We start from the raw sequence: 15,453 nt of genomic DNA on the forward strand, positions 1-15,453 counted from the left end.
ACACATGATGCCAGCCTTTTTTCTGCAAACCCTGAAGGCGGGAGACAGGCCCTTGGGGGTATCCCCTTTGGGCCACGCCTCTTCGCCCGGGGCTTATGGCTTGCTGTCCGGTGTGCGGCCGAGAAGATTGGCGATCTCGCTCTCGAAATCCTCAAGGAAATCGGTCGCGGGGTCGTGTTTCACGGGCTTCACCACGGGCGGTGCCACGCGTTCCGGAACCACACGCTCTTCCGCAGGGGTGGGGGGCAGCAGTTCCGGCCGGCGCGATGTCATGGGTGCGGGTGGGCGCAGGCGCGGGGCGGCAGGGGGCAGTTCGCGTCCTGCTTCGGGCGCACCCAGCTCGGGGCGGGCCGCGCCCAGCATGGGCACGGAAGGCTCGCGCATGGCGCCGCCAGCCAGTGGCCGGGGCCGGGCATAGGGATCCGGCCGCATGGGCGGGTGCTGGACCGACGCCGGCGGACGCGGGGCCGCCTCAATGCGCGGGCGGCCATAGCTGCTGCCGCCGCGGCCGAACACGCTGCCAAAACGGCTGGTGCGCGGTTCCTCCGCCATGGGGCGGATGGGGGCATCAAGCTCCACTGCGGGCGCTTCCTGCACCGGCGGCTGGGCATCCATCGTCCGCGGGGTGGTGTTCTCAAGGTCATCGAGCAAATCGGAAAGGGTGATGTGCTGGCTGTGGTCGGTCTGCGGGTCCTGATCGCCTTCCGCGTGGGGGGAGGGGGGCGCGGTGTCCGGGGCCGGCTGGGCCAGTGTTGACTGCTCGAACTCAAGATCCTGAAGCGCCTGCGCCATTTCGGCGGCGATCCGCTCATCCAGATCCTGCGCCTGGGCGGCATCCAGAGCGGCCAGCCGTTCGGCCTCCTCCCGCTCCAGCGCCGCCAGCCGTTCCGCCTCCCGGCGTTCCGCCTCTTCACGCGCGGCAGCCTCGCGGGCCAGCCGCTCCGCTTCCGCGCGTTCCTCGGCTTCCTTGCGGGCCGCTTCCATCACGGCTTCCATGGCGAGACGTTCGGCCTCGGCACGTTCCGCCTCAGTCCGCTCGGCCTCGGCACGCTCCCGGGCCTCAAGCTCAGCGGCTTCCGCCGCCGCGCGTTCTGCGGCCTCCCGCTCGGCCGCTTCCAGCGCCAGACGTTCGGCTTCCTCGCGTTCGGCCGCCTCGCGGGCCAGACGCTCCTCTTCCGCCCGGGCCTCTGCTTCCAGACGGGCTTCTTCGAGAGCGCGGCGCTCTTCTTCAGCGCGCGCCAGTTCTGCCGCTTCACGCTCCGCAGCCTCAATGGCGGCGCGCTCTGCTTCCGCACGCTCGGCCTCGGCACGTTCAGCTTCGGCACGCTCCAGAGCTTCAAGCTCAGCGGCTTCCGCCGCCGCGCGTTCTGCCGCCTCCCGTTCTGCCGCCTCCAGTGCCAGACGCTCTGCTTCCGCGCGTTCCTCGTTCGCAATACGCTCCGCCTCGATGGCGGCAAGCGCCTCGGCCTCTCGACGGGCAGCTTCTTCAGCCTCCCGCTCGGCCTCAAGCTCGGCGGCAAGCATGTCCTCAAGGGCCTGGGCTTCCCGCTTTGCAGCTTCTGCCGCCCGGGCCGCCTCATCCTCTTCCGGCCTTGCCTTGCTGGCCTTGCTGTCTTCGGCCTTGTCCGTCTCGTCGTCAGGGCCGGTTTCGATCAGTTCGCCAGAATCAAGCAGGTCATCTTCGGAAATCAGAAGGTCCGGCCGGTGGTCGGGCTCGTTCCTGTTTGCACTGCTCTGTGCATCGGCATGTGTGGCCGGGGGCAGCTCTTCCCCTTCATCCTGCCGGTCCTGCGCGGGTGGCTCGGCGGGGAACTCGGCAGTGGAGAGCATGCGCGGGCGCACATCTTCGGACGTCAGCCGCTCTGCTGCCGCCGCAACGGGCGCGATGACCGGGGCTGCCGCATAGGGATTGGGGCGTGTGTGCTGAATGGGGGGAATCAGGGAATCGTCGGTGCGCGAACCGGCCCGGTGGCGGGCCGGCGGTTCCGGTGCGGTACGATTCTCTGGCCGGATATCATCTGCCGTGAGGGAGAGGGGCGGGGGCTCCAGTGCCTTCTCGGCGCGGCCGGGCAGGGAGGGCTGCTCCGGAGGAGGGGCAACGGCGGGAGAGGGCTCCCGGCGCAGGCCCACCTGTTCGGCGGCATGCGGGGTGAGAGCCTCCTGCACCGTGGCCGGGCTTTCGCCCCGCACGGGAATGTTTAATTCTACCACGACATCGGAAACTCCGCCGGTGAGCAGCAGATGCTCCGTGTCATCGCGGCGCACCAGAACCAGTCTGCGGTCCTGATCCACAGGCACGGCATCCACGACGGAAAGACGCGCGCGCCCTGTCCGCGGGCGGGGCATGGCGGGCACGGAACTCTTGCGGCCCATGCGGCGAATGATAAACGCCGTAAGCCCAAGCAGCGCGATGATGACGACCAGGGAAACCGCAAGCCGAACCCAGAAGTCCGGCTCCGTTCCAAAAAACTGCTGTAACATCACGCCTCCGTCGCGCAATCTGCACACACTTTGCCACGCACAGGGCCACTCCTGCTCCCATGACTTGCGGCTTTACCTTAAACGCCATCACCTAAGGTTTTGTTGATAAACATGGCAGGATTCCATGCCGGTGCGAATCTCTCCGGGCCAGGGAAATGCAGAAATGGTGAACAAGAAGGGCGGACGATGAGCAGTTCGAGGTCTTCGGGGCACGAAAGTCGTGAGGCGGTGTACCGCCTGTTGGGCAGTGGTTTTCTGGCCTTCCTCGCCTTTGCGGTCGGTTTCGTCACCTGGCCGCTTTTGTCCGATCCCGCCGCTTCCCTGATTCCGGCCCTCATCGGATGGGCGACGGTCATCGGTGTATGGCTGGTGCTGAACATGTTCTGGTCCAGTACCCGGGCGAGCGCCAGGGCGGTGCCGGACCAGTCGGCCAGCGCGGTCATCGCCGTGGCCTCAGAGGCTATGGCGCTGGTGCAGGATGGCGAAAAGGTTCTCAGCGCCAACGCCTCTTACAAGGAACTGTGCCGCATCTCCGACGGTGTGCCGCCAACGCCGGAGCAGTTTCTGGCCCGCGTGCCGGGCGCTCAGGCCGCGGTGAGCGAGATTCTGGCCGCGATCGCCAACAAGGAGAGCGCCAGCCGGGTGATCAATGTCGATTCTGGTGCGAATGACCGGCAGATGGAAATTTCCGCCCACCCGCTTGGTGGTGGTACGCGGCAGGTGCTGTGGGAGCTGCGCCTGAAAGCACCCGCAAGGGTGGCGGAACCGGCCGCACACAGCGCGCCCGCGGCTGCCCCGCTCCCGCCTCCCGTGGCAGCCGTGGCAGCCCCGGCAGGGCCCGCAGTCTCAGCCGATGCCGCCCAGAATCTGCTGAAGGTGTGGGATCTTGCTCCCGCCGGAGTGGCTCGCCTCAGTGGCTCCGGGGTCAGTCAGGCCAATGCCGGCATGTGCCGCATTCTGGGATACGGGCTTGCCGAATGGGGCGCGGATGGCCTGCCCCTCCAGGAGGTGATTGCGCCCGAGCAGGCGGAACTGGTGCGCAGGGCGCTTCTGCCGGGCTCCAAGCCTGCAAGCTTCAGCCTGAATGTCATCCGCAAGGATGGCAGCCTGCTTCCGGTGTTCATGCGTCTTGGCATGGTGGATATGGCGGGTGAGGCGACAGCCGTGCTGCTTCCGCAGGCGGCCCTGCCTGCTGATGCGCGCCAGCCTGCTCCGGTTTCTTCGGCTCTTCCTGTAGCGGCGCCTCAGGCGGAGGCATCCGCCAATCCGGCTCTCGACCAGTTCTTCCTGCGCGCGCCGCTGGCGCTGGCCGTTGTGGATGGAACAGGCCGGGTCAAGGGGGTGAATGCCACCTTTACCCGTGTGTTCGGTGCCGAGACGGCGGCGGCAGGCACGGCGCTGCTTCAGGCGGTGGGGGAGCAGGATCGCGATTCGATCGAAACCTTCCTGTCCTCCGCGCGAAAGGCGGGTGCGCCGGCTGCGGTATGCGAGGTGATGGTGAACGGGCGGGCTGCCCGTCTTTATGGCGCGCCTCTCGGTGCGGATGGGACGGTGGCGCTGTGCGCCATGGAAACCACCGAGCAGAAGGCGATCGAGGCCCAGTATGCCCAATCCCAGCGATTGCAGGCGGTGGGGCATCTGGCCGGCGGGGTGGCACACGATTTCAACAATGTGCTCACCGCCATCATCGGCAATTGTGATCTGCTGCTGCTGAAGCATCGCCCCAGCGATCCGTCCTTCCCGGACATCATGCAGATCAAGCAGAATGCCAACCGCGCCGCGGCGCTGGTGCGCCAGCTTCTGGCCTTCTCCCGCCGCCAGACCCTGCGCCCGCAGGTTATCGAGCTGACGGATGCGATCTCGGATGTCTCCGAACTGCTGCGCCGCCTGATCGGCGAGCGGATCACGCTGGATGTGCAGCACGCCCGCGAGCTGTGGCCGGTGAAGGTGGACGTGAACCAGTTCGAGCAGGTCATCGTCAATCTTGCGGTCAATGCGCGGGATGCGATGCCCAATGGCGGCACGCTCACCCTGCGCACGGCCAATGTGCCGGCCAGCGCCTGCGCCGACTATGGACAGGGCCTTGCCGTGGAAGATTATGTGATGGTGGAGGTGCAGGATACCGGCGAGGGGATTCCGCCCGATATCATCGACAAGATCTTCGAGCCCTTCTTCTCCACCAAGGAGGTGGGCAAGGGCACGGGGCTGGGCCTGTCCACCGTCTATGGCATCGTGCAGCAGACGGGGGGCACCATTCTGGCCGCCAGCGAGCCGGGGCAGGGGGCCACATTCCGTGTGTTCCTGCCGCGCCATGTGCCGGGGGCGGAGGATGAGACCCCGAAGGTGCAGGAGCCCGAGGTCAAGGTGGGCGATTCCACCGGCCATGGCTGCATCCTGCTGGTGGAGGATGAGGATGCGGTGCGGGCCTTCGCCAGCCGCGCGCTCACCGGGCGCGGCTATGAGGTGCTGACGGCGGCCAGCGGTGTCGAGGCGCTGGAGGTGATGGAGGGGTGCCGCAAGAAGGTGGACCTTGTCATCTCGGATGTGGTGATGCCGGAAATGGACGGCCCCAGCCTGCTGCGGGAGCTGCGGGCGCGCGACCCTTCCATGAAGGTCATCTTCATCTCGGGCTATGCGGAAGAGGCATTCGCCAAGAATCTGCCGCCGGAAGAGCACTTCTCCTTCCTGCCGAAGCCCTTCTCGCTGAAGCAATTGGTCGCAGCCGTGAACGGCACCTTGCGCGGAACAGAGTGAGGGCGCCTCCCGCTACCGCATGTGACCTATGGGAAGGGGGCTTCGGCCCCCTTTTTCATGCCCTGAGTCTGTCGTGGGGGAGCGAATCCCCTCCAAAATCTTCGAAACCGGTGATCCACAGCCCCGGCCCGCCCATTTCTGATGTCGGCTATAAACATACTGGTCATGCAGGGCGGGCACGAAAACAAAACGTGAAATCCCTCGTTGCATTCCCGCAACACTGTGCCCTGTCTATATTCTTTCCATATATAGCCTTCTTTATGCCGCATCCCTGAACGGCCGCGGCGCCGGAAGATGGAAACTTGGTGGAAGCAAGGGCTTGCCTCCCATCAGGCACTGAGATAAGGCTGCCTTCGTCATTTCGAATTCCTCCAACCGAGGCCGGTGCGGGACGCGTTGAGCGGTGACCCTCACGCCCCGATGGGCGGGTAAAATGAACGCATTGCTCATGGATTATCTGCCGGTGGTGATTTTCATCGGCGTTTCATTGGTCATTGGCCTGGCGTTGCTGGTGGCTCCATTTATCGTCGCTTACAGTAATCCCGACCCGGAGAAGCTGTCGGCATACGAGTGCGGATTCAACGCATTCGACGATGCCCGCATGACATTTGACGTGCGGTTCTATCTGGTCTCGATCCTTTTCATTATCTTTGATCTTGAAGTCGCTTTCCTGTTCCCCTGGGCGGTCACTTTCGGTGGTCTGGGTGATCTGGGCTTCTGGTCAATGATCATTTTTCTTGTGATCCTGACTGTCGGCTTCATCTACGAGTGGCGTAAGGGAGCTCTGGAATGGGACTGACCACTTCAGCGGCGAAGCCCGCCATCGCTCCGGCGGCGACCGGCATCATCGATCCTTCCACCGGCAAGCCTGTCGGTGCGAATGATCCCTTCTTCCAGGACGTGAACGCGCAGCTCGCCGACAAGGGCTTCGTGATGACCTCCGTGGAGGATCTCATCACCTGGTCGCGAACCGGCTCGCTGATGTGGATGACCTTCGGTCTTGCCTGCTGCGCGGTCGAGATGATGCAGGTCTCCATGCCGCGTTACGACGTGGAGCGCTTCGGCTTTGCCCCGCGCGCCTCGCCGCGCCAGTCCGACGTGATGATCGTCGCCGGCACGCTGACCAACAAGATGGCCCCGGCCTTGCGCAAGGTCTACGACCAGATGCCAGAGCCGCGCTATGTCATCTCCATGGGCTCCTGCGCCAATGGTGGTGGCTACTATCACTATTCCTATGCGGTGGTGCGTGGATGCGACCGGGTCGTGCCTGTCGATATTTATGTGCCGGGTTGTCCGCCCACGGCGGAAGCGCTGCTCTACGGTGTCCTTCTTCTCCAGAAGAAGATCCGCCGTACGGGCACCATTGAGCGCTGAGCCTTTCAGGCCGAGAGGACGGAGAGTCGGAATGGATGAGAACCTGAAGGATCTGGCAGCGCATATTGCGGGCGAGCTTCCCGGCGCGGTGACGGGCTGGAGTATTTCGCTTGGCGAACTGACGCTGAACGTTGTGCCCGCGCAGATCGTCAAGGTGACCACCTTCCTGCGTGATGATCCGGCGTGCCAGTTCAAGTGCTTCATTGATGTGTGCGGCGTGGATTATCCGCAGCGGGCCAAGCGGTTCGATGTGGTGTATCATCTGCTGTCCCTGAAGCAGAACATGCGCATCCGCCTGAAGCTGGAGACGGACGAGGATGGCCAGGTGCCGTCCATCTGCCCTGTCTTCCCCGGTGCGAACTGGTTCGAGCGCGAAGCCTATGACATGTATGGCATCCTCTTTTCCGGCCATCCGGATCTGCGGCGCCTGCTGACGGACTATGGCTTTGATGGTCATCCCCTGCGCAAGGATTTCCCGACCTCCGGTTTCGTGGAAGTGCGCTATGATGACGAGCTGAAGCGGGTGATTTACGAGCCAATCCGTCTTGCTCAGGAATTCCGTAATTTTGATTTCCTTTCCCCTTGGGAAGGTGTCGAATATGTTCTGCCGGGCGATGAAAAGGCTGCTGGACAGCCTGTGCCCCCGAAGGCCGGGTGAGGGAGCTTCACATGGCACAGACTCTGGGACACGCCGCCGAAGACATGAAGCCGGCTGACAAGGTCCGCAACTTCCAGATCAATTTCGGCCCGCAACATCCGGCTGCGCACGGCGTGCTGCGCATGGTGCTGGAGCTGGATGGTGAGGTCGTCGAGCGCGTTGATCCGCATATCGGCCTGCTGCACCGTGGCACCGAGAAGCTGATCGAGAGCAAGACCTATACGCAGGCCGTGCCCTATTTCGATCGCCTCGACTATTGCTCCCCCATGAACCAGGAGCATGCCTACTGCCTTGCGGTGGAGCGTCTGCTGGGTATCGAGGTGCCGATCCGGGCGCAGCTCATTCGCGTGCTGTATTCCGAGATCGGTCGTATCCTGTCCCATCTGCTGAACGTCACCACCTTTGCGATGGACGTTGGTGCGCTCACCCCGCCGCTGTGGGGCTTTGAAGAGCGTGAAAAGCTGATGGTGTTCTACGAGCGCGCATCCGGCAGCCGTATGCACGCGGCCTATTTCCGCCCCGGTGGCGTTCATCAGGATCTTCCGCAGAAGCTGCTGGAAGACATTCGTGATTTCTGCCCGCACTTCCTCACGGTTCTCGATGACCTTGACGTCCTGGTGACCGGCAACCGCATCTTCAAGCAGCGCACGGTCGATATCGGCATCGTGACGCTGGAGGATGCGCAGGCATGGGGCTTCTCCGGCCCGGTCATCCGTGGCTCCGGCGCGGCCTGGGATCTGCGGCGTGCACAGCCTTATGAATGCTATTCGGATCTGGAGTTCGATATTCCGGTCGGGAAGCATGGTGACTGCTATGATCGCTATCTCGTCCGTATGGAAGAGATGCGCCAGTCGGCCCGGATCATGCTTCAGTGCATCGACCGGCTGCTGAAGGAGCCGGGTCCGGTTCACACGCCCGACCATAAGATCGCTCCCCCCAGGCGGGGTGAGATGAAGCGTTCGATGGAAGGCCTCATCCACCACTTCAAGCTCTTCACCGAAGGCTTCCATGTGCCCAAGGGCGATGTGTATGCCGCGGTTGAGGCGCCGAAGGGTGAGTTTGGCGTCTATCTGGTTTCTGATGGAACCAACAAGCCTTATCGCTGCAAGATCCGCGCTCCGGGTTTTGCGCATCTTCAGGCCATGGACTTCCTGTCTCGCGGCTACATGCTGGCTGACGTTTCAGCAATTCTTGGTTCCATCGATATCGTGTTTGGCGAGGTGGACCGCTGATGCCCCGCCACCTTGCCATTGACCCGACCCAAGCGCTCCGCCTTCCGGCGGTGAGTGCCGCCGTCGGTGTGGAGTTCTGAGCCATGTCCGTTCGTCGCCTTGCTCAAGAGCAGCCTGAAAGCTTCGCCTTCACGCCGGAGCTGGAAAAGATCGCGCAGGATCTGATCGCGAAATATCCCGAAGGCCGTCAGGCCAGCGCGGTCATTCCGCTGCTGTGGGAAACGCAGAAGGTTGCCGGCGGCTGGCTGCCGGAGCCGGCCTTGCGCGCGGTGGCTGACCGTCTCGGCATGGCGCATATCCGCGTGCTGGAAGTCGCGACCTTCTACACCATGTTCAATCTTGAGCCGGTGGGTAAGTTCTTCGTGCAGGTGTGTGGCACCACCCCCTGCATGGTGCGCGGTTCCGACGATATTCGCGCGGTCTGCCAGCGCAAGATCGGCGCCGAGCGCCAGATCACGGCGGATGGCACCTTCTCCTGGCTTGAGGTCGAGTGTCTGGGTGCCTGCACCAATGCACCCATGGTCCAGATCAATGATGATTATTACGAAGATCTCACGGCCGAGAACTTCGAGAAGCTGCTGAACGATCTGGCCGCCGGAAACCCGGTGAAGGTTGGTCCGCAGAATTCGCGGCAGGGCGCGGAACCCATTTCCGGGCAGGCTGCCCTCATTGATCCCGAAATCTATGCGGACCGGTCCAAGCCGGTTGCCGGGGAGTGACCGCCATGCTCGCCGACAAGGATCGTATCTTCACCAATCTCTATGGGCAGCACGACTTCTCCCTGAAGGGTGCGCAGGCCCGGGGCCTTTGGGACAACACCAAGGGACTTCTGGAGAAGGGGCGCGACTGGATCATCAACGAGATGAAGTCCTCCGGCCTGCGTGGCCGTGGTGGCGCGGGCTTCTCGACCGGCCTGAAATGGTCCTTCATGCCCAAGCAGTCCGACGGGCGTCCGCACTATCTCGTCATCAATGCCGACGAGTCCGAGCCGGGCACCTGCAAGGACCGGGAGATCATGCGCAATGATCCCCACCATCTGATCGAGGGTGCGCTGATCGCCTCCTTCGCGATGGGGGCGCATACGTCCTATATCTATCTGCGCGGCGAATACATTTACGAGCGCAAGCGCCTCCAGCAGGCGATCGACGAATGCTATGCGGCTGGCCTTCTGGGCAAGAACAATGTGCACGGCTATCCGTTCGATCTCTATCTGCACCATGGTGCGGGCGCCTATATCTGCGGCGAAGAGACAGCGCTGCTTGAAAGCCTTGAGGGCAAGAAGGGCATGCCGCGGCTGAAGCCGCCATTCCCGGCCAATATGGGCCTTTATGGCTGTCCGACGACCGTGAACAATGTGGAGAGCATTGCGGTTGCGCCCACCATTCTGCGGCGCGGTGCCTCGTGGTTCTCCTCCATCGGCCGCGCGAACAATGTGGGCACGAAGCTGTTCAGTCTTGCTGGCCATGTCAACACGCCGCTCGTGGTTGAAGAAGCCATGGGCATCACCTTCCGTGAGCTGGTGGAAAAACACGGCGGCGGCATTCGTGGCGGCTGGGACAATCTCTTGGCCATCATCCCCGGCGGCGCATCCTGCCCGGTGGTTCCGGCCGAGCATTGTGAAGACCTGATCATGGACTTTGATGGCCTGCGCGCCGTGAAGTCCTCGTTCGGCACGGCCGGCGTTCTGGTGATGGACAAGTCTGTCGATATCATCCGCGCCATTGCCCGCATCTCGCACTTCTTCAAGCATGAGAGCTGCGGCCAGTGCACGCCTTGCCGCGAAGGCACGGGCTGGATGTGGCGCGTGGTGAACCGCATGGCGGAAGGTCGCGCCCACAAGAGCGAGATCGACATGCTGCTTGAGGTGACGACCCAGATCGAGGGTCACACCATCTGCGCTCTCGGCGATGCCGCGGCCTGGCCTGTACAGGGTCTCATCCGGCACTATCGCCATGTGATCGAGGAGCGGATTGACCAGTATTCGGCCAATCCGCACCCGCATCCGGTGGCGGCGGAGTGATGTAATGGCGCGCATCACCCAGATTTGCCCCACTTTTCCAGCCGCAGATCCTGAATCAGCGGCGCAGTGGTATGCGGCAAAACTGGGGTTCGCGGTGAAGTTTACCATGGATGGCTACGCCATCGTGGGCCGGGACGATGTGGAGATCCACTTCTGGCGGTGCTCTGACAAGGCCATTGCCGAGAACACATCGGTCTATGTGCGGGTGGATGATATTGATGCGGCGCATGCCGAAATGGCAGGTGCCGCGGAAGGCGGGCGCATCTCGCCGGTGGAAAACCGGGACTGGGGCATGCGTGAATTCTATGTGTGGGACCCGAGCGGCAATCTGTTGCGGTTTGGTGTCCCCGTGTCCGCGCCTGGCGCGGCGTAAGGCGAGGTGGGAGTGATGGCGAAGATCGTCGTCGACGGCACTGAGATCGAAGTCCCGGCCGAATATACGCTGCTTCAGGCGTGTGAAGCGGCAGGGGTCGAGATTCCGCGCTTCTGCTTCCATGAGCGTCTCTCCATTGCCGGCAATTGCCGCATGTGCCTCGTGGAAGTGAAGGGCGGTCCGCCCAAGCCTACGGCGTCCTGCGCCATGGCGGTGAAAGACCTGCGCCCCGGACCCAATGGGGAGCCGCCGGTGGTTCTCACCAAGAGCCCGATGGTCAAGAAGGCCCGCGAAGGGGTGATGGAGTTCCTCCTCATCAACCATCCGCTGGATTGCCCGATCTGTGACCAGGGTGGCGAGTGCGACCTGCAGGACCAGGCCATGGCTTATGGCGTGGATACCTCCCGTTTTGCCGAAAACAAGCGTGCGGTCGAGGACAAATATATCGGTCCGCTCATCCGTACTTCCATGACCCGCTGCATCCACTGCACCCGTTGCGTGCGTTTCACCACCGAGGTGGCTGGCGTCGCGGAAATGGGCGCGATCGGGCGTGGCGAGGATTCCGAAATCACCACCTATCTCGAGAAGGCCCTGTCCTCCGAGATGCAGGGCAATGTGGCAGACCTGTGCCCGGTGGGCGCGCTGACCCACAAGCCCTATGCCTTCCATGCACGCCCGTGGGAGCTGATCAAGACCGAGTCCATCGATGTGATGGATGCTGTTGGCTCCAATATCCGTGTTGATACGCGCGGGCGTGAGGTCATGCGCATATTGCCGCGCGAGAATGATCTGGTGAACGAGGAGTGGATCTCCGACAAGTCCCGCTATGTGTGGGATGGTCTGAAGACCCAGCGTCTTGATCGCCCCTATGTGCGCAAGAATGGCCGCTTTGTGCCGGCTTCCTGGAGCGAGGCGTTCGGGCTGATCGCCGAGAAGGTGAAGTCTGCCAACCCGAAGCGTATTGGCGCGATCATCGGTGATGTCGCCAGCGTGGAAGAAGTCTTCGCCATGAAGGCGCTTCTGGGCAAGCTCGGCTCCTCCAACATTGATTGCCGCCAGGATGGCGCAGCGCTTGATCCGTCTCTTGGGCGCGCAAGCTATATCTTCAATCCGACCATTGCGGGCATTGAAGAGGCCGATGCCATTCTGCTGGTCGGCGCCGACCCGCGCCACGAGGCTTCCGTTCTGAATGCGCGCATTCGCAAGCGCTGGCGGAGTGGCGGGCTGCGCGTTGGGCTGATTGGTGAGCAGGTCGACCTGACCTACAGCTATGAATATCTCGGCGCTGGCCCCGAAAGCCTTTTTGCCCTGACAGGGCAGGGCGGTTTTGCCGATGTGCTGCGTCAGGCCCAGCGTCCCATCATCATTGTGGGGCAGGGGGCTCTGGCCCGCGCTGATGGCGCGGCGGTGCTGGCGCTGGCTGCAAAGGTTGCGCAGGCCACCAATGTCATCAAGCCGGAGTGGAACGGTTTCGCCGTGCTTCATACCGCCGCGGCCCGCGTGGGTGCGCTGGATGTGGGCGCCGTGCCGGGCAAGGACGGGCTGGATGTGAAGGCGATGGTGGCCCCGAACGGGCTTGATGTCGCTTTCCTGCTGGGCGCTGATGAGATCGATGTGGCTCCGGGCGCCTTCGTGGTCTATCTCGGCACGCATGGCGACCGTGGTGCGCACCGTGCGGATGTGATCCTGCCGGGTGCCGCCTATACGGAAAAGTCCGGCCTGTATGTGAATACGGAAGGCCGTGTGCAGCTTGCCAACCGTGCGGCCTTCCCGCCCGGTGAGGCGCGTGAGGACTGGGCCGTTCTGCGTGCCCTTTCCGAAGTGCTGGGCCAGACCCTGCCGTTTGACAGCCTTCAGGCGCTGCGTGCGGCGCTGGTGGCAGAGCATGGCCACTTCAAGCTGGTGGATCATGTCGAGCCGGCCGATGCGGCCTCTCTTGAGGCCTTGGCCCAGAAGGCAGGAACACCCGGCAAGGAACCGTTCCGTCTTGTGGTGGAAGATTTCTTCCTGACCAACCCGATCGCGCGGGCCTCCGCTGTCATGGCCGAATGCTCGGCCCTGCGGGCGGCGGCTGTCGCGGAAGCAGCGGAGTGATCCGCATGTCCGGGCTGGTACAGGTTTTCGACGCCGTCTCCCTGCGGGCTGGCGAATATTGTCAAGGTATCGTGGGAACTAGGATATGAGCTGGCAGGATACCCTTATCCAGGTGCTGATCATCCTGGGGCAGAGCCTTGCCCTGCTGGTGGGCTTGCTGGTCTTCGTCGCCTATATCCTGCTTGCAGACCGCAAGATCTGGGCGGCGGTGCAGATCCGGCGTGGCCCGAACGTGGTCGGCCCTCTTGGCCTTCTGCAGTCTTTTGCGGACTTGCTGAAATTCGTCTTCAAGGAGCCGGTCATTCCGGCGGGCTCCAACAAGGCGCTGTTCCTGCTGGCCCCGCTGGTCACCTGCGTTCTCGCCCTTGCGGCCTGGGTGGTGGTTCCGCTCGCGGATGGCTGGGTGATCGCGGACCTGAATGTCGGCGTTCTCTATATTCTGGCCATTTCGTCGCTCGGCGTTTACGGCGTGATCATGGGCGGCTGGGCTTCGAACTCGAAGTATCCATTCCTTGCCGCGCTTCGTTCCGCAGCGCAGATGGTGTCCTATGAAGTCTCGATCGGCTTCGTGATCCTGACCGTGCTGATGTGCGCGGGCACCATGAACCTGTCCGAGATCGTGCGTGCGCAGGATGGGGATCTGGGCCTGCTGAACTGGTATGTCCTGCCGCTCTTCCCGATGTTCGTCATCTTCTATGTGTCGGCGCTGGCGGAAACCAACCGTCCTCCGTTCGATCTCGTGGAAGCGGAATCCGAACTCGTTGCCGGCTTCATGACAGAATATGGCTCCACGCCCTATCTGCTGTTCATGCTGGGTGAATATGTGGCGATCCTGACCATGTGCTCCTTGGCGACGATCCTGTTCCTTGGCGGCTGGCTTTCGCCCCTGCCGTTCGCGCCCTTCACCTGGGTGCCTGGCCTTGTGTGGTTCGTCATCAAGGTCTGCTTCATGTTCTTTCTGATCGCCATGGCGAAGGCGATCGTGCCGCGCTACCGCTATGACCAGCTCATGCGTCTTGGCTGGAAGGTCTTCCTGCCCATCTCGCTGATCGCCGTGGTTCTGGTGGCAAGCGTGCTGCACTTCACCGGGATGGCGCCGCAATGATCGTGCATCTCATCCATCACACCGATTGCTGCAATGCGAGGGGAGAGCGCTGATGAAGCTGGATCAGGCCGCGCGTGCCTTCTTCCTGTCGGAGTTTATCTCCGCTTTCTTCCTGACGATGCGGTATTTCTTTCAGCCCAAGCCCACTTTGAACTATCCGTTCGAGAAGGGCCCGCTGTCACCGCGTTTCCGGGGTGAGCATGCCCTGCGCCGCTACCCCAACGGGGAAGAGCGCTGCATCGCGTGCAAGCTGTGCGAGGCCATCTGCCCGGCACAGGCCATCACGATCGAGGCTGGCCCGCGCCGGAATGACGGTACGCGCCGGACCACCCGGTATGACATCGACATGGTCAAGTGCATCTATTGCGGCTTCTGTCAGGAAGCCTGCCCGGTGGATGCGATTGTCGAGGGGCCGAACTTCGAGTTCGCCACGGAAACCCGTGAAGAGCTCTACTACAACAAGGAAAAGCTGCTCGCGAATGGTGACCGCTGGGAGCGGGAAATTGCCCGCGCCATCGCGCTGGATGCGCCTTATCGCTGAGTGCATTTGAGTTTTGCTCGCCCCTTCCGGGGCGGGCGCGGTTTGAAACGGTGCCGCGTGCTGGGCGCGGGACCAGATCGGTGGATTTTGGGATGGGTCAGTTCATTCAACGCGCCAGCCTGCGCCGGGCGGATGCCCGGGCGTCGGTCGCGGTGGCGATGACCACATGCGCGCTTCAGTCGCGCCGGGGAGGGCTCTGCGCATGAGTGTCGCGGCAGTGTTTTTCTATCTCTTCGCGTTCGTGCTGGTGGCGTCCGCCTTCATGGTGATCTCCTCCCGCAATCCGGTTCAGTCCGTACTGTTCCTCATCCTTGCCTTTGTGAACGCGGCGGGTCTCTTCATCCTGATCGGCGCCGAGTTTCTCGGCCTGATTCTTGTCGTCGTTTATGTCGGTGCCGTGGCGGTGCTGTTCCTCTTCGTCGTGATGATGCTCGACGTGGACTTCGTGGAACTGCGCCAGGGCTTCCTGCAATATATGCCGATCGGCGTGATTGTCGGGCTGATCTTCCTGAGCGAGCTGGCGCTGGTCGTCGGGGCGTGGGTGATGGCGCCGAATGCGGTTGGCGGTACGCCCAACCCGAACCCCGGCGGCGAGAACCTGACGAATGTCGAGGCCATCGGCCGGGTTCTCTACACGGACTACATCTATTTCTTCCAGGCGGCCGGCTTCGTGCTGCTGGTGGCGATGATCGGGGCGATCGTGCTCACCCTGCGCCACAAGCCGAATGTCAAACGTCAGAACATCACTGCCCAGGTGACGCGCAAGCCCGAGGAAACGCTCGAGGTGGTCAAAGTGCGTCCCGGTCAGGGTCTTTGAGGGG

The 15,453-nt window shown here is 63.0% G+C and carries 13 protein-coding genes; 12 read left to right on the forward strand and 1 reads right to left on the reverse strand.

Going from position 1 to position 15,453, the window contains the following annotated elements; genetic code table 11:
• Positions 1 to 93: 93 nt before the first annotated feature.
• Entirely contained in the window at positions 94 to 2,481 is a 2,388-nt protein-coding gene (locus ACT6QG_RS09815; protein WP_444977363.1) for a FliO/MopB family protein, read from the reverse strand.
• Between the two features lie 186 nt (positions 2,482 to 2,667).
• Between ACT6QG_RS09815 and ACT6QG_RS09820 the strand changes: the two genes are divergently transcribed.
• From ACT6QG_RS09820 to ACT6QG_RS09875, 12 genes are all read left to right on the forward strand, one after another.
• Entirely contained in the window at positions 2,668 to 5,235 is a 2,568-nt protein-coding gene (locus ACT6QG_RS09820; protein WP_444977364.1) for a hybrid sensor histidine kinase/response regulator, read from the forward strand.
• A gap of 433 nt (positions 5,236 to 5,668) precedes the next feature.
• Positions 5,669 to 6,034, forward strand: coding sequence for an NADH-quinone oxidoreductase subunit A (locus ACT6QG_RS09825; protein ID WP_444977365.1), 366 nt, complete (start codon positions 5,669 to 5,671; stop codon positions 6,032 to 6,034).
• Complete coding sequence (locus ACT6QG_RS09830; RefSeq protein ID WP_444977366.1) at positions 6,025 to 6,609, forward strand: NuoB/complex I 20 kDa subunit family protein; 585 nt, start codon at positions 6,025 to 6,027, stop codon at positions 6,607 to 6,609. The genes ACT6QG_RS09825 and ACT6QG_RS09830 overlap by 10 nt, the downstream gene beginning before the upstream one ends.
• A gap of 31 nt (positions 6,610 to 6,640) precedes the next feature.
• Positions 6,641 to 7,267, forward strand: a complete 627-nt coding sequence (locus ACT6QG_RS09835) for an NADH-quinone oxidoreductase subunit C (protein WP_444977367.1) — start codon at positions 6,641 to 6,643, stop codon at positions 7,265 to 7,267.
• Positions 7,268 to 7,311: 44 nt separating this feature from the next.
• A complete protein-coding gene (locus tag ACT6QG_RS09840; RefSeq protein WP_444977446.1) occupies positions 7,312 to 8,499 on the forward strand; it encodes an NADH-quinone oxidoreductase subunit D in 1,188 nt (395 codons plus the stop codon).
• Between the two features lie 83 nt (positions 8,500 to 8,582).
• Positions 8,583 to 9,218, forward strand: a complete 636-nt coding sequence (gene nuoE / locus ACT6QG_RS09845) for an NADH-quinone oxidoreductase subunit NuoE (RefSeq protein WP_444977368.1) — start codon at positions 8,583 to 8,585, stop codon at positions 9,216 to 9,218.
• Between the two features lie 5 nt (positions 9,219 to 9,223).
• The gene (gene nuoF, locus ACT6QG_RS09850) at positions 9,224 to 10,519 is read left to right on the forward strand and encodes an NADH-quinone oxidoreductase subunit NuoF (protein WP_444977369.1); all 1,296 of its coding nucleotides are present in this window, start codon (positions 9,224 to 9,226) and stop codon (positions 10,517 to 10,519) included.
• Between the two features lie 4 nt (positions 10,520 to 10,523).
• Complete coding sequence (locus ACT6QG_RS09855; protein ID WP_444977370.1) at positions 10,524 to 10,892, forward strand: bleomycin resistance protein; 369 nt, start codon at positions 10,524 to 10,526, stop codon at positions 10,890 to 10,892.
• Positions 10,893 to 10,907: 15 nt separating this feature from the next.
• The gene (nuoG, locus tag ACT6QG_RS09860) at positions 10,908 to 12,986 is read left to right on the forward strand and encodes an NADH-quinone oxidoreductase subunit NuoG (RefSeq protein ID WP_444977371.1); all 2,079 of its coding nucleotides are present in this window, start codon (positions 10,908 to 10,910) and stop codon (positions 12,984 to 12,986) included.
• 85 nt (positions 12,987 to 13,071) lie between these two features.
• Positions 13,072 to 14,091 (forward strand): NADH-quinone oxidoreductase subunit NuoH, encoded by a 1,020-nt coding sequence (nuoH, locus tag ACT6QG_RS09865; protein ID WP_444977372.1) that lies wholly within the window; start codon positions 13,072 to 13,074, stop codon positions 14,089 to 14,091.
• 52 nt (positions 14,092 to 14,143) lie between these two features.
• Complete coding sequence (nuoI, locus tag ACT6QG_RS09870) at positions 14,144 to 14,632, forward strand: NADH-quinone oxidoreductase subunit NuoI (RefSeq protein ID WP_444977373.1); 489 nt, start codon at positions 14,144 to 14,146, stop codon at positions 14,630 to 14,632.
• 202 nt (positions 14,633 to 14,834) lie between these two features.
• The gene (locus ACT6QG_RS09875; protein ID WP_444977374.1) at positions 14,835 to 15,449 is read left to right on the forward strand and encodes an NADH-quinone oxidoreductase subunit J; all 615 of its coding nucleotides are present in this window, start codon (positions 14,835 to 14,837) and stop codon (positions 15,447 to 15,449) included.
• Positions 15,450 to 15,453: the final 4 nt, after the last annotated feature.

It is taken from the genome of Haloleucobacter ellipsoideus (assembly GCF_052491725.1).